14 protein-coding genes are annotated in these 14,571 nt (G+C 67.6%); 9 read left to right on the forward strand and 5 right to left on the reverse strand.

Translation table 11 applies throughout. From position 1 onward, the window contains the following. Positions 1-190: 190 nt before the first annotated feature. From RQI28_RS10480 to RQI28_RS10490, 3 genes are all read right to left on the reverse strand, one after another. The gene (locus RQI28_RS10480; protein WP_311222080.1) at positions 191-610 is read right to left on the reverse strand and encodes a hypothetical protein; all 420 of its coding nucleotides are present in this window, start codon (positions 608-610) and stop codon (positions 191-193) included. A gap of 61 nt (positions 611-671) precedes the next feature. Next, on the reverse strand, positions 672-1,262 hold the full coding sequence (locus RQI28_RS10485; protein WP_311222081.1) for an acyloxyacyl hydrolase: 591 nt from the start codon (positions 1,260-1,262) through the stop codon (positions 672-674). Between the two features lie 197 nt (positions 1,263-1,459). After that, on the reverse strand, positions 1,460-2,110 hold the full coding sequence (locus RQI28_RS10490; RefSeq protein ID WP_311222082.1) for a Spy/CpxP family protein refolding chaperone: 651 nt from the start codon (positions 2,108-2,110) through the stop codon (positions 1,460-1,462). A gap of 386 nt (positions 2,111-2,496) precedes the next feature. On the opposite strand from RQI28_RS10490, the gene RQI28_RS10495 reads away from it, so the two are divergent. From RQI28_RS10495 to RQI28_RS10520, 6 genes are all read left to right on the forward strand, one after another. Next, the gene (locus RQI28_RS10495; protein WP_311222083.1) at positions 2,497-3,501 is read left to right on the forward strand and encodes a recombination-associated protein RdgC; all 1,005 of its coding nucleotides are present in this window, start codon (positions 2,497-2,499) and stop codon (positions 3,499-3,501) included. A gap of 123 nt (positions 3,502-3,624) precedes the next feature. Continuing rightward, complete coding sequence (locus RQI28_RS10500) at positions 3,625-4,014, forward strand: DUF6152 family protein (RefSeq protein ID WP_311222084.1); 390 nt, start codon at positions 3,625-3,627, stop codon at positions 4,012-4,014. A 45-nt stretch (positions 4,015-4,059) separates the two neighbouring features. Beyond that, positions 4,060-4,551 (forward strand): DUF2214 domain-containing protein, encoded by a 492-nt coding sequence (locus RQI28_RS10505; protein WP_311222085.1) that lies wholly within the window; start codon positions 4,060-4,062, stop codon positions 4,549-4,551. A 164-nt stretch (positions 4,552-4,715) separates the two neighbouring features. After that, on the forward strand, positions 4,716-7,166 hold the full coding sequence (locus RQI28_RS10510; protein ID WP_311222086.1) for a TonB-dependent hemoglobin/transferrin/lactoferrin family receptor: 2,451 nt from the start codon (positions 4,716-4,718) through the stop codon (positions 7,164-7,166). A gap of 60 nt (positions 7,167-7,226) precedes the next feature. Next, positions 7,227-7,766 (forward strand): EF-hand domain-containing protein, encoded by a 540-nt coding sequence (locus RQI28_RS10515; RefSeq protein WP_311222087.1) that lies wholly within the window; start codon positions 7,227-7,229, stop codon positions 7,764-7,766. A 61-nt stretch (positions 7,767-7,827) separates the two neighbouring features. Beyond that, positions 7,828-9,081: a nucleoside recognition domain-containing protein gene (locus RQI28_RS10520; RefSeq protein WP_311222088.1), complete on the forward strand. Its 1,254-nt coding sequence runs from the start codon at positions 7,828-7,830 to the stop codon at positions 9,079-9,081. Positions 9,082-9,098: 17 nt separating this feature from the next. Here RQI28_RS10520 and RQI28_RS10525 read toward each other — a convergent pair whose 3' ends face one another. Further along, the gene (locus RQI28_RS10525; RefSeq protein WP_311222089.1) at positions 9,099-10,370 is read right to left on the reverse strand and encodes an MFS transporter; all 1,272 of its coding nucleotides are present in this window, start codon (positions 10,368-10,370) and stop codon (positions 9,099-9,101) included. A gap of 65 nt (positions 10,371-10,435) precedes the next feature. Between RQI28_RS10525 and RQI28_RS10530 the strand changes: the two genes are divergently transcribed. Next, entirely contained in the window at positions 10,436-11,341 is a 906-nt protein-coding gene (locus RQI28_RS10530; RefSeq protein ID WP_311222090.1) for a helix-turn-helix transcriptional regulator, read from the forward strand. 137 nt (positions 11,342-11,478) lie between these two features. Here RQI28_RS10530 and RQI28_RS10535 read toward each other — a convergent pair whose 3' ends face one another. After that, on the reverse strand, positions 11,479-12,396 hold the full coding sequence (locus tag RQI28_RS10535; protein WP_311222091.1) for a LysR substrate-binding domain-containing protein: 918 nt from the start codon (positions 12,394-12,396) through the stop codon (positions 11,479-11,481). Between the two features lie 235 nt (positions 12,397-12,631). Here RQI28_RS10535 and RQI28_RS10540 point away from each other — a divergent pair, with 235 nt between their 5' ends. Further along, positions 12,632-13,324, forward strand: coding sequence for a substrate-binding domain-containing protein (locus RQI28_RS10540; RefSeq protein WP_311222092.1), 693 nt, complete (start codon positions 12,632-12,634; stop codon positions 13,322-13,324). Positions 13,325-13,392: 68 nt separating this feature from the next. Beyond that, positions 13,393-14,421, forward strand: coding sequence for an amidohydrolase family protein (locus RQI28_RS10545; protein WP_311222093.1), 1,029 nt, complete (start codon positions 13,393-13,395; stop codon positions 14,419-14,421). Positions 14,422-14,571 lie beyond the last annotated feature (150 nt).

Genomic DNA, 14,571 nt, shown 5'->3' on the forward strand with positions numbered 1-14,571 from the left:
TGTTCACAAAACCGGCTGGCCGGGCGATAAAACGCACCTTGGACCACAACTTGGTGGCTCGCATGAGCGCATGCCAGCCTGCTGCGACGTTGCGCTCAAGGGCTTCCCGGCGGTCAATCAAGCGACGCTTGTCCCACGCGGCCAGCCTGTCCGCTTGGCCTTCAGCGCAGATTCATGGTCTTTTAGTGCTCTAGCGCAATGAGTACCAGCGCTTATAGCTATAAAAACTATAGCAATCACCCAAAAACGCCGTCAACCAGTTGTTCTGGCCATGGCGGCAAAGAGACCCACCCCGAATGAACTGCCTGCTGGGCAAACGGCCTGGGAAACCCGCGCGGCTTGGTTGTTTGGTTGTTCTTCTAAAGTCTTTATAAATAAATAGCAGTAGTAGTAGAGCAACCGCTTTTTTGTGGACAAGCGCTTTTTCTTCAATGCCGACAGCAGCTTGCGTGCCCGCCAACCCTGTGGCCGGCACCCGGGTCAGGCGCGGCGCGAACAGACAACAACTTTCGCAAACCGCTTGCCACTGTGGATAAGTGCCTTGTTGTTCCGAAATCGTCCCCAGCCTTGTGCACAGGCTGTGCTGCGGGCAGCGCGATGTTCGGGACAAAAAAAAGGCTCCTTGCGGAGCCTTTTGGAGGGTGGTAGTCGAAACGCCGGTTTAAGACCGATCAGAAATGGTATCCATAACGCACCTGCACCAGGTTCTCGCCTGGGTTGGGGTGCTTGATGCCGGCATTGGACAGGTGCTGCACTCGCAGAGACACCTCATGCCGACGCTGCTCGCCGAAGTTCACGCCAAAGCCGACGTGCGAGGCGAAGTTGAAGCGGGTGCTGAATTCCTTGCGGTCGGTGACGAAGCGCTTGTTGGCTACGGTCGCGCCAATGCCACCTTCCAGGAACCAGGCCGACCGGCCCTGGTCTGGACGCAGGCGCAGTGTAGGCGTAATACCGAGCAAGTAGGAATGGCTATCGCGCCCGGGTGCGCCGTCGAACGACCAGCGGCTGGCATATACGTCCCAGTGACCGCGTACTTCGCTGCCCCAGAGGTCGGTGCGCCAGGACGTCCATGGCAGCGTGACGCCCAGGGTCGCGGCGTCGGTGCCGTGCTCGCCCCAATTGCCCTGCACGTAGACGGAGGAGGTGTTGACCGCGTCGGCTGGCGACGACTGCGCGGCGGCGTGCAGCGGTGCAATCAGGGCGCACAAAGCGAGTGCGGGGACGAGGCTCAGGGCCGGCAGGCGACGCAGATGGAATGACATGGTGCGGTGGGCAGATGGGGTACACGAATTGTGTAACGCACTGTATTACCCCCGCCAACGTGGGGTCTGTAGGTCGGCATCGCCAGCGCAAGGGCTGTGAACGGGCCGGTTCATGGGGCTGGATCGAGCCGCCCGGCCACCCCTATCTTTCGACAGGTGGCAGCCCCCTGCCATGGGGGGCTGCCGAGTCGAGCCGGTTACTGCGGCGCTGGGGTCGTCGTCGGTGCGCCGGGTGCGGTGGGCGCGCCCGTCACTGGCTTGCCATGGCGCGGGCCGTGGCCGTGTTCACCACGTGCCTGTGGGTCGCGGTGCTTGGCGCCAGGGCCGCGGCCGTCACGCGGGCCACCGTGGTGCTGGCGAGCGGTTTCGGTGTCGAACACCTTCTGCTGGGCCGGCGTCAGCGCGGCATAGAAGGTCTTGGTCGCCTCGCCCCGGCGATCGGCTTGGGCCGCGTGCTCGGCACGCAGGGCCTTCATGCGGTCGATGCGCTCGGGGGTGGTGAGCTTTTCCAGGCCGCGATGCTCTTCCATACGGCCGGGGCCACCGGCAGGCGGCTGCATGGATGCGGTGAAGGCGGTCCAGGCGGGCTCCTGCGCTGGGGTCAGCTGCAGCTTTTGCTTGAGCGCGGTGGCGTGGAGGGCCATGCGGTCCTTCCGCTCTTCCGGCGACGGAGGACCCCGGCGGTCGTTGGGACGGGCGGGCTTGGTGGCGTCGGTGGCGGCTGGTGTGGCGGTCTGTGCCGGGGCCACGGGTGCGGCGGTCTGGGCGAAGGCCGGAGCCGCCATCGCCACCAGCAGGGCCGTGGCCAGGGTGGTGGATGCAAGGCGTTGTTGGAAGATGTTTGCCATGGTGTCTGTCCTTTCAGGGGGTCGTCTTCAAAAAGAAGGGGCCAGCGCCGGGGTCTTGGGTCAGTCACTTTCAGGGTGGCTGGTTCTCGGCGCCTGGAAGCCAGTGTCTGCCCCGCATGTGTCGCCGGCGTGCGCGAATGATGTGGCTGTGTAAAGTTGTGCCAACGGCCTGTAGCGCCGGCCAGGGCGTCACGCATGTCCATCGCGCAGTTTATGAGTCAAATTGGCCTCTAGCGCTTATGCAATAAGCGTTGACAGCTATCAAATTTGATAGATCTGTCGGGCCAGGTGGGTGGTAACCGGGCGTCGCTCGGCGCGGCCGTTGCGCAGCAGCGCCGACAATGGCGGCCGTTGAAGATCGATATCGCTGAGAAGGGTTTGAATCCGTGTTCAAGAACATGATCGTGTACCGCATTGCCCCCGAGTGGCAGGCGGAACTGACGCAGGTGGACGAGGCGCTGGCCAAGTTGCCGTTTGCCGAATGCGGCGCCACACAAGAAAAGTCGCTGGGCTGGGTGCCCCCGCGCGGTGATGCGCACGGCCCGCTGGCCGAATCGGTAGGCGGCCAATGGGTGCTGCGTTTCATGGTGGAAACCAAGGTGCTGCCGGGCTCGGTGCTGGCCCGCAAGGTGAAAGACAAGGCCGCGCGCATCGAGCAGGAAACCGGCCGCAAGCCCGGCAAGAAGGAATCCAAGGAGCTCAAGGAAGAAGCCAAGCTCGACCTGCTGCCCATGGCCTTCACCAAGCAGGGCTCGATGTGGGTCTGGATCGACCCGAAGGCGCATTGGCTGGTGCTGGACACCTCGTCCCAAGGCCGCGCCGACGAGGTGGTGAGCCTGCTGGTCGAGGCGCTGCCCGGCCTGTCGGTGGCGCTGCTGGACACGCAGACCAGCCCGCAAGCGGCCATGGCGCACTGGCTCAAGGAGCAGGAGCCGCCAGTGGGCTTCAGCGTGGATCGCGAGTGCGAGCTGAAAAGCGCCGACGAATCCAAGGCCGTGGTGCGCTATTCGCGCCATCCGCTGGACATCGAGGAAGTGCAGGCGCACATCGACGCCGGCAAGCTGCCCACCAAGCTGGCGCTGACCTGGGGCGACCGCGTGTCGTTCCTGCTGACCGAAGGCCTGCAGGTCAAGAAGGTGTCGTTCCTTGACACGGTGTTTGAAGGCCAGGGTTCGGGCAAGGACGACGGCGGCTTCGATGCCGACGTGGCCATCGCCACCGGCGAGCTGAGCCAGCTGATTCCCGACCTGATCGAAGCGCTGGGCGGCGAAGGCCGCACCGGCCTGGGCGACGCCGCGCCTTCTGCATCGGCAAACGCAGCGGCCGGTGCCGACCAGCGCCCCACCGCAGCGGCCCAGGCGGCGCCGGACGACGACGACGCGCCTTTCTGAAGCAGCCCGCCCACATGCCGTGGGCGGCGAATCCAACGTGGGCGATGGGGGCATGGTTTGGTGCCGTCGCCCGCTGCATGCAGGATGTGATGCCCATCGATCACTCACCCCGGAGGCTTCGCCATGTCATCTGTCCGCCGTCCATTCACCCCCTTCGCACTGGCCGCAACCCTGCTGGCCGCTGGTGCCGCACACGCGCACCACGGCTGGTCGTGGGCTGAAGAGGCCCAGAGCGAACTCGCCGGCACCGTGCAGCGCGTGCAGGTGGCGCCGCCCCACCCGTGGATCGACGTGAAGACCGCGCAGGGCGTGGTCTGGCGCGTGGACCTGGGCAACCCGACGCAGACCGAGCGCTCGGGCTTTGCGGAGGGTTCCGCCAAGCCGGGCGATGCCATCACCGTGGTGGGCAACCGCGACAAGGACAGCTCGCGCCAGCGCATGAAGGCGGTGCAGATCAACGTGGCCGGCAAACCTTATGTGATGTATCCCGAGCGCATCGAGACCAAGCGCTGAGCGACGGCACCTCCTTCTCATCTCGTTTTTTGCGCACAAGCCGCCATGGACACCGGCTGGTTCACGTCGTTGCTGGATGGCCTGCCCGCGCTGCCGCCAGTGGCGTGGCTGGTGCGGTCCGGCACGGCCTACCTGGTGGTGAATGCCGCACACATTGCCGCGCTGGGGCTGGCTGTGGGCGCAGCCGTGCTGCTCGATCTGCGGCTGCTGGGCATTGCCGGCAGGCGGCTGCCGCTTGCACTGATCGGCCCCTTCCTTTCGCGGGCTGCTGCGGCCGGGTTGGGGCTGGCCGCAATCACCGGCCTGTGGCTGTTTTCGGTGCGGCCGGCGGACTATCTCGCCAACCCGGCCTTCCTGGCCAAGCTGGCGCTGATTGCACTCGCGCTGGCCAACGTGCTGCTGGCGCATGCGGGCGGGAGCTGGGCGCGTGCCTTGCGGGAGGGCCGCGCAGGCCTGGGGGCGAAGGTGCATGCGTCGGCATCGCTGATGCTCTGGCTGGCGGTGGTGCTGGCGGGGCGGTGGATCGGGTTTCTCTGATACCGCGCGCTGGCGAATAGCCCTGAAGCGATCATGTCGCTGCGGCGGGGCCGCGCCTTTGTATCCCTTTGTGCCCTATAGTCCTGCCCCGATAGCCAGATCACATGCCTTCTACAGTCAGAAAGCGGTCCAGCGAGACAACACTGACTGTTCGAGGATTCGGCATGGGTTATTTCACTACTTCGGTGGGCGTCAGCGACGCCCCGCGCGCCAACGGCGCGTCTGGCGTTTTTTCTTCCTCTCCTTCTTCGTTCTCTTCGCCCGGCAGCGTGCGCGCGCCTTTCGCGTGCCATGGCGTGGCACGCGCCACCGCCACGCTGGCGCTGCTGCTGGGTACGGCCGGCACGGCGCTGGCCCAGCCGCAGGCAGTGTCTGAAGCGCCTGCTGCCCAGTTGACGGCGCAGGTGCTGCCCGAAGTGCATGTGCGCGGCGAAGCGCAGCGACACGACGCCGGCACGCGCACCGTCATCACGCAGGACGACGTTGAGAAAACCGGCGCCACCAGCATGGCCGACGTGGTGCGCTACCAGCCGCTGGTGGAAGCGCCCGGCAACGTCGCCGGTGCCACGCGGGGTGCCAGCCGCTACGACCGTGGCGGTACCACGGGCTTCAACATTCGCGGCGTGGAGGGCAACCGCGTGGGGCTGGACGTGGACGGTATCGAGATGCCCGACGCGGTGGGCCGCGCGCCCATGAGCAACCGCGCGCAGGAAGGCACCTTCGGCATGGGGCGCGACTTCATCGACCCCGACATGTATTCATCGGTGGAGATTCTGTCGGGCACCACGAACGCGCAGCGCACGGCCGGCGGCATTGGCGGTGCGGTGAGCTTTCGCAGCAAGTCGCCCGAAGACTTCGTGAGCGCACACAAGCCGTTCTATGCCGGCGCCAAGCTGGGCTACAACGGCGCCAGCGACACATGGACCAAGGGCGTGACGGCCGCAGGCCTGCAAGGCGACTTCGGAGCGTTGGTGAGCTATTCGCGCCGCGACGGCCACGAGACCGAGAACCACAGCGGCGCCGTGGCCAGCTTTCCGGAAGACTGGCACACCGACGCGCTGCTGGTCAAAGGCGTGTGGCGCGCATCGCCGCAGCACCGGCTAGAGCTGGCGGCCGACATCTACCGCAAGCAGAACGATTCGGTCTTCGACGCCTGGAACCAGACGGCCACGGCGGTGACGGGCCTGGCCCGGCAGAACGCAGACACGGCGCGCAACACCGTGCATGCCGACCACACCTGGACGCCCACCGGCAGCGCGCTGCTGGACCAGCTGAACACGCGCGTGTTCTGGCAGACCACCGACATGAAGGACGTGACCCGCACTACCGCGCTGGCCAGCGGCGTGGTGGACACCGACCTGTCGCGCGACACCACGCGCACGGCGGGCTTTTCGAGCGTGGCGGACAAGCGCTGGGCCAACCATCAGGTCAAGCTGGGCCTGAACTATTCGCGTGCCGAGAACGAACACCCGTTCGAATCGACCAGCGATTCGTCCACGCGCCAGCCCTTTCCCGACACGGTGACGCAGCGCACGGGCGTGTTCCTGGAAGACACCATCGACTTCATCGTGGGCGGCAAGCGCCTGGCACTGGTGTCCGGCCTGCGCGTGGACCGGATCGATGCGCGCATCCGCAACGTGTCGAGCTTCGGCAACACGCGCATCACCGCGGCCGAGCTGGAGGCGATGTACGGCAATGCGCCGGCGCACACCATCGTCAGCCCCAGTTTCGCGGTGCTGTACGACCTGCAACCGGGCTTGACCGCCTATGCGCAATGGAAGCGCAGCGGGCGCGCGCCCACCAATGGCGAGATGTTCGGCTACTGGAATGGCGGCGGCGGCAACTACGCGCTGCTGGGCGACCGCGACCTGAAGAAGGAAACCAGCAACGCCTTCGACGTGGGCGTGAAGGGCACGCCCACGCCGGGCGTGACGCTGGCCGCGTCGGCGTTCTACACGCGCTACGAAGACTTCATCGCCTACACACGCTACACCCGCGCCAGCAACCCCGAGAGGTTCACCAACATCCAGCGCAGCCTGACCATCCTGTACCAGGCCAGCAACCGCGACGAGGCCACCATCTACGGCACCGAACTGAGCGCGCGGCTGGACCACGGCACCTGGGCGCCCGCCGCACGCGGCTTCTACAGCACCTGGGCGCTGGGCTGGAGCCGGGGCCATTCGAAGTCGAACTTTGCGGGCGACGGCGACGTGCCGCTGGACACGGTGCAACCGGCCAAGGCCATTCTGGGCGTGGGCTACGACGCGCCGCAGCGCGCCTGGGGCCTGAATCTCGTAGGCACGTTCGTGCGGGGCAAGCAGGCCGAATCCACCAACCGCAATGCGTTCAGCAACAACCCGGGTGCCACGCTCACCGATTCGACCACCATGCTGTTCCGCGTGCCGGGCTATGCGCGCTTTGATCTGGCGGGCTACTGGCGCCTGTCGCCGAACACGCGCTTGTCTGCCGGCATCTACAACCTGGGCGACAAGCGCTACTGGGCTTATTCCAACAGTCGCAGCCTGCAGCCCGCGTCGGTGCAGGACCGCCAGCAGATCGCACTGTCCACCGCGCCGGGGCGCACCTATGCCGTCAGCCTGAACGTGGATTTCTGATCCACGCTGCCGCTGTCATTGCTCTTTCCCCAAGTCCTCAATGAAGAAAGCATTTTTCACATGTCACTGCACCGCTACTCCACCCTTTTCGTTGCCGCTGCGGCCACGGCTTTGCTGACAGCCTGCGCCAGCAGCCCTGCCACCACGGCCGCAGCCCCGACCGGCCAACCCGCGCGGCCCGCAGGCGGCCACGGAGTCGAGGCCTTTCTGGGCAGCTTCGACGCTGACCGCGACGGCCATGTCACCCGCGCCGAATACGACGCCATCCGCGCACAGCGATTTCGCGCTGCCGATACCAACGGCGACGGCGTGCTGAGCGAAGCCGAGTACGTGGCCGAATACGAAAGCCGCCTGAAGCGCCAGTACTTCGACGACGGCCGCCAGCCCGACGCGACCTATGCCAGCCAGATCAAGCAGGCGCACGTGCGCTTTGGCATCGTCAACCGCGCGCGCGACGGCCGCTACACGCCCGAGGAAGACCGCGCCATTGCCGCCCGTACCTTCAAGGACCTGGACACCAATGGCGACGGCATGGTGTCCGCCGCCGATCCGCAGCGACCCCCGCAGTCCCGCGCCGCAGATGACCAGGCCGCTGACTGACTGGCTGACGCGTGACCTGAGCTGACCGAGCACCGCGCCGGGGCCGCTACCATCGCGCCCCATGGTGCTCAACTGGCTCTGGATCGGATTCTTCACGGTGGCTTTTGCCACGGCCGCCGTGCGCTGGCTGCTGGGCGAGCACGGCATCTTCCAGGCGCTGATGGCGGCGCTGTTCGACGGCGCGCGCTCGGGCTTCGAGATCTCGCTGGGCCTGGCCGGCGTGATGGCGCTGTGGCTGGGACTGATGCGCGTGGGCGAGCGCGCTGGCGTCATCGCCTTGCTGGCGCGCGTGGCCGGGCCGCTGCTGGCGCGGCTCTTTCCGGGCGTGCCGGCCGGCCACCCGGCGCAGGGCGCAATGACCATGAACATCTCCGCCAACGTGCTGGGGCTGGACAACGCCGCCACGCCGCTGGGCCTGGCGGCCATGCGCGAGCTGCAGACGCTCAACACCCGCACGCCAGACACGGCCAGCGACGCGCAGATCATGTTCGTGGTGATGAACACGGCCGGGCTGACGCTGATTCCCACTTCGGTCATCGCCATTCGCCAGAGCGTGGCGCTGCAGCAGGGCCTGGGCGCTGGCTTCAATGCGGCTGACATCTTTCTGCCCACGCTGCTCGTCACCTTCATATCGCTTTTGGCGGGCGTGCTGGCCGTGGCGGTGGCCCAGCGGCTGCCGCTGTGGCGGCCGCGCTTTTTGCTGCCGGTGCTGGCTGTGGGCGGCGTGTTGGCGGGTGCCGTGGCGGCGCTGGCGCAACTGCCGGCCGAGCAGGCCGCGCGCGTGGCGGGCACCACGGGCGCGGCGGTCATCCTGGGCATCGTGATGCTGTTCGTGCTGGCCGCCGCCTGGCGCCGCGTGAATGCGTATGACGCCTTCATCGACGGCGCCAAGGAAGGCTTTGGCGTGGCGATTCAGATCGTGCCCTACCTCATCGCCATCCTGATCGCGATCGGCGTCTTCCGCGCGGCGGGCTGCATGGACTTTCTGCTGTCGGCCATCGGCGCGGGCGTGTCCGCGATGGGCTGGGACACCGACTTTCTGCCCGCCCTGCCCGTGGGTTTGATGAAGGTGCTGTCAGGCGCCGGCGCGCGCGGGCTGATGATCGACGTGCTGCAGGTGCATGGTGTCGATTCGTTTGCAGGGCGGCTGGCAGCCATCGTGCAGGGTTCGACCGAAACCACGTTCTACGTGCTGGCCGTGTACTTCGGCAGCGTGGGCGTGAAGCACGCCCGCCACGCCCTGGCCTGCGCATTGTTTGCCGACGCCGTGGGGCTGGTGGCCGCTATCGGCGTGGGCTACGCGCTACTGCGCTGATGGTGCCTCGTTCGCTCTCAGGCGGCAGCCACCGTGCGCTGCTGGGCTGCCCGCGCCGCCACGCCGATGCCGACCACGCCGGCCGAAGCCACACCCAGCACCAGCGCGGCGGCCGAGCCGTAGAAGATGCCGGACGTCATGCCCGCATCCAGCATGGCGCCGAACACCGGTGCGGCCACCGAAAAGCCCAGGTCCAGCCCCGAATACACGGTGCCGTACACGCGCCCGGTGGCGCCGGGTGGCGCGGCGCGCTTGATGAGCATGTCGCGCGACGGGCCGGCCAGGCCGGTGCCCACGCCGGCCAGTGCCACCAGCACCATGGCGCCCATGCCGGGCAGCCAGCCGGTGCCGGCGATGACCAGCATGACGGCGGTGGCCAGCATGCACACGGTGATGGTGCGTTCCAGCCGCGCCACGCGGCCGGCCAGAAAGCCGCCCACCACCATGCCGGCGGCGCCGCACAGCATGTAGCCGGTGACCACCATCGAGGTGATGGACAGCGGCAGGCCGTACATCTGCTGCAGCGTGGGGCTGGCGAAGCTTTGAATGACGCTGAGCGAGCAGGTCGTCCAGAAGAAGAACGAGAAGCACAGCCACACGGAAGGCAGCCTCAGGAACGCCATGGGGTGTTCGGCCACGGCGCCCGCTGCCGCCTTGGCCTGTGCCGTGGCGATGGCGCCGCGCCGGTCGTCCAGCGCGTCGCGGTTCCAGACCATGATGGCCAGCACCAAGGCCGCCAGCACGCCGCCGCAGAGGCATGCCGTGCGCCATGACCCCGTGGCGGCGGTGATGCCGGCCATGAAGACGGGTGCCGTCGCCCAGCCCAAGTTGCCCGAGATGCCGTGCACCGAAAAGCCGTGGCCCAGCCGCTGCGGCGACACGCGCTTGTTCAGGATGGTGAAGTCCACCGGGTGGAAGGGCGCGTTGCCCAGGCCCGCCAGGGCGGCGGCGGCCATCAGGCCCGCGTAGCCGGTCGCCAGGCTGGCCACCACGCCGGCGGCGGCAAAGCACGACAGCGCGAAGAACATCACCGGCCGGGCGCCCACGCGGTCCACGATGAAGCCCGACAGCGCCTGCCCTACGCCCGAGATGACGAAGAAGACCGACACCAGCAGCCCCAGCTGCGAGTAGTTGAAGCCGAACTCGGCAATCAGGAAAGGAAACAGCGGCGGCAGCAGCAGGTGAAAGAAGTGCGAGGAGCCATGCGCCAGGCCGATGAGGCCGATGGTGCGGGCGTCTTCGCGCAGTGTCGCGGTAGCGGCTGCTGCGGGTGCGTTGATGGAAGTCATGGCGCTGATCTTAGGCAGGCGGCATGCGTCCGAACTACGATAGTCGGCCAAATACTGTCGCGAACATGCCAAACACGACCGCCCCCTCCTCTTCAGCCCCGCCCGCCGCGCGGCCCCGGTTGCGCCCGGCGCGGACGCTGTCGTACGTCGATTCGCTGACCCCGCACCTGTTCGTGCCCAGCGCGGCGCGGCCGGTGCGCGCCAAGACCCGCCAGCTGAGCGCCGACACGCAGGTCATGCCGCACAGCCACCCCTGGGCGCAGGTGGCGATATCGACCGCGGGCGTGATCCGCCTGACCGTGGCGCAGGGCACGTACATCGTGCCGCCGTCCCGCGCGCTGTGGATTCCGCCCGGCGTGGAGCATGCGGTGACGATGGTGGAAGACGCCGACTTGCGCACGCTGTACTTCCACCAGCCGCGCGGGCGCTGCGGGCCGGGCGTGGCGCGCCCCGACGAGGCGCCCTGGGGCCAGTGCCGCGTGCTGGAGGTGTCTGACCTGCTGCGCGCCGTGGTCTGCGAAATGCCCACCGACGCCGACGACGCCCCGCCCCTGGCGCCCGATGCGCTGCGCCGCGAGCGCCACCTGAGCGCGCTGATCCTGGAAGAGCTGCGCCGCGCCAGTGCCGTGCGCCTGGGCGTCAACTTGCCGCGCGACAAGCGCCTGCGCCACCTGTGCGAGGCCGTGCTGGCCGACCCCACCCGCCACGACACCCTGGCCGACTGGGCCCGCGACACTGGCGCCAGCCCGCGGACCGTGGCGCGGCTCTTTCGGCAAGACCTGTCCACCACCTTCACCCAGTGGCGCCAGCAGGTGCTGCTGGCCCAGGCCGTGGCGCTGGCGGCCGGGCGCCGGCCCATCAACCAGATTGCGGCGGAGCTGGGCTACAACAGCCCGAGTGCGTTCAGCGCCATGGTGCGGCGCGCAGTGGGCATGCCGCCGGTGCGGTTTCTGGGCACGCAGCACGGGTGAGCTGGCCCGGCTGTGCAGACCGGCTGGCGTGCAAAATTCAAGTGTTTTTGGCCTCTAGCGCTTGATGTATAAGCGTTAGTAGCTATAAAAATAGTAGCATTTGCCGGCCTGCGCTGGCTGGCCGCAGCTGGGCCGCGTCAGGCGCCTTCCAGTCCCGCCACCACTTCGCGAATCAAGGCAATCGTCGCCTGCTGCGCCAGCGTCGCCGCCCGCCGCGCGGAGGTGACCAGATGCAGCTGCCCCACCACCCGGGGTGATTCGATGGGGTGCAGCAGATAGCGCTGCGGGTGGGCCGCGCTGCGCACCGCGTGGCCGGGCAGCACGGCGTAGCCCACGCCTTCGGACACCAGGTCGAGGATGGCCGGAACGCCGTCGATCTCCATGGCGATGCGTGGGCTGCAGCCGATGTCGGCCATGCGCCGCTCCAGCAGCATGCGCAGGGCGTTGGGGCGGCTGGGCACGATCAGCGGGTGGGTGGCCAGCGTGGCCAGTGGCAGGGGCGCCTCGGCGCCGCCGCCGCCCGTGCCGGGGCGGGTGTCGGGGCGTGGTGCGACGGCGAAGAGTTCTTCGTCCATCAGGTGCTCGGCCGTCAGCTCGGGCGATGTGGGCGGGTTGTAGAGCAGCGCCACGTCCAGCCGGCCGGTCTGCAGCCATTCCTGCATCTGCACCGACAGGCCTTCGCTGATGGACAGGGCTGCGTCGGGCAGGCGCTGGCGGAAGGCGCGCGAGATGGGCACCGTCAGCCGCCGTGCCAGGCTGGGCGGCAGACCGATGCTGACGCGGCCGGTGAGCGCGCCGCGCGCACGGCCCAGGTCTTCGCGCGCGCGCTCCACCTGGTGCAGGATGCCGCGGCCGTGCTCCAGCATCAACTGCCCGGCGTCGGTCAGCGTCACGCCGCGGCCGTTGCGCAGCAGCAGGTTCTGGCGCAGCTCCACTTCCAGCAGTCGAATCTGCCGGCTGAGCGCCGGTTGCGCCACCGACAGCGCCAGGGCGGCGCGCGTGAAGCTGCCCAGCTCGGCCACGCGCACGAAGTATTCGATCTGTTTGAGGTCCACGGTGACAAAGGGCTCCTGAGAGTGTGGCGGCCCTGCGCCGCGCGCCGGCCATGCTACGCCAGGATCTCTACTTCGCGACATAGCTGCTGAGCCGTTATGCCTGTTTGTTCTAACTGGTAGCGGCCGCGGGCAGTGGGCAGACGCAGCCGCGCTGCGCAAAATGGTGCCCATCCAACGCGTCGCCCCGCATCGAACGGCAGGCGTCGCCAGCACAAATAGAACGGAGACATCTTCCATGGCCCCTCCCCTGGTTCGCGGTATTTCGTCGATGGCGACGCGCACGTTGCTGGCCGAGTTGCTGGCGGACTGGCAGCGCCAATCAGGCATGCAGGCCGCCATCGAATCCGTCGGCGGCGTGGATGCCGCCCGGCGGGTGCGCGAGGGAGAGTCTTTCGACGTGGTGGTGCTGGCGTCCGACGCCATCGCCAAGCTGGAGGCCGCGGGCCGCATCGTGCCCGGCAGCACGGTGGACGTAGCGCGCTCGGGCGTGGCGGTAGCGGTGCGCGCCGGCGCCGCGCACCCGCCCATCGGCACCGAAGCGCAGTTGCGCGAGGCGGTGCTGGCGGCGCCCACCATCGGCTATTCCACCGGCCCCAGCGGCGTGGCGCTGCAGCAGTTGTTCGAGCGCTGGGGCATTGCCGATCTAGTGCAAAGCCGCACGGTGCAGGCACCTGCCGGCACACCCGTAGGCACCCTGGTGGCGCGCGGCGATGTCGCTCTGGGCTTTCAGCAGTTCAGCGAGTTGATGCATCTGCAAGGCATCGACGTGATCGGCCCGCTGCCCGATGCGGTGCAGATCACCACCGTCTTCAGCGCGGCCGTGGTGGCTGGCGCGGCCGAGGAAGGCGCAGCGCGCGAACTGCTGGCCTTTCTGGCGTCGCCCGCTGCGGCGGCCGCCAAGCAGCGCCAAGGCATGGAGCCGGCCTGAACGCGGCCGCACTCCACACACCCTGCACCCCACTTTTGTCTATTGCGTACCCCACGGAGCCTCTTCGCATGATCATCGACTGCCACGGCCACTACACCACGGCGCCCAAGGCGCTGGAAAACTGGCGCAACGCCCAGATCGCGGGCATCAAGGACCCCGCCGCCAAACCCCGCGTGGCCGATCTGAAGATCAGCGACGACGAGCTGCGCGAATCCATCGAGACCAACCAGCTGCGCCTGATGAAAGAGCGCGGCAGCGACCTGACGATCTTCAGTCCGCGCGCGAGCTTCATGGCGCACCACATCGGCGACTTCGAGGTGTCCAGCACCTGGGCGGCGATCTGCAATGAGCTGTGCTTTCGCGTGTCCGAGCTGTTCCCCGACCACTTCGTGCCGGCCGCCATGCTGCCGCAGTCGCCGGGCGTGGACCCGGCCACCAGCATTCCCGAACTGGTGAAGTGCGTGGAGCAGTACGGCAACGTGGGCATCAACCTGAATCCCGACCCGAGCGGCGGCCACTGGACGAGCCCGCCGCTGACCGATCGCCACTGGTACCCCATCTACGAGAAGATGGTGGAGTACGACATTCCGGCGATGGTGCACGTGAGCACCAGCTGCAACGCGTGCTTTCACACCACTGGCGCGCACTACCTGAACGCTGACACCACGGCGGTGATGCAGTGCATCCAGGGCGATCTGTTCAAGGACTTCCCCACACTGAAGTTCGTCATTCCGCACGGCGGCGGTGCGGTGCCCTACCACTGGGGGCGCTTTCGCGGCCTGGCGCAGGAGATGAAGAAGCCGCTGCTGGAAGACCACCTGCTGAACAACATCTTTTTCGACACCTGCGTCTATCACCAGCCAGGCATCGACCTGCTGACCAAGGTGATTCCGGTCAAGAACATCCTCTTTGCCAGCGAAATGATCGGCGCCGTGCGCGGCATCGATCCGCAGACCGGCCACTACTACGACGACACCAAGCGCTATGTGAACGCCACGGCGAACCTGAGCGACGACGAACGCTTTCAGGTCTTCGAAGGCAACGCGCGCCGCGTGTTCCCGCGCCTGGATGCGCGCCTGAAGGCCCAAGGGCTTTGATCTCGCGGGCGTTATGGATCACCCCCCACCCGTTCACGCTGAGCCTGTCGAAGCGCCGCGCAGCGCCCTGGCTTCAACAGGCTCAGCCCGAACGGATGGAGGCGGAACGAACGTGATGCGCTGAAGCCTTGATGCACCCAACCATTGGAG

The sequence above is a fragment of the Acidovorax sp. WCS2018Noco2-16 genome (assembly GCF_031843945.1).
Classification (GTDB): Bacteria; Pseudomonadota; Gammaproteobacteria; order Burkholderiales; family Burkholderiaceae_C; genus Paracidovorax.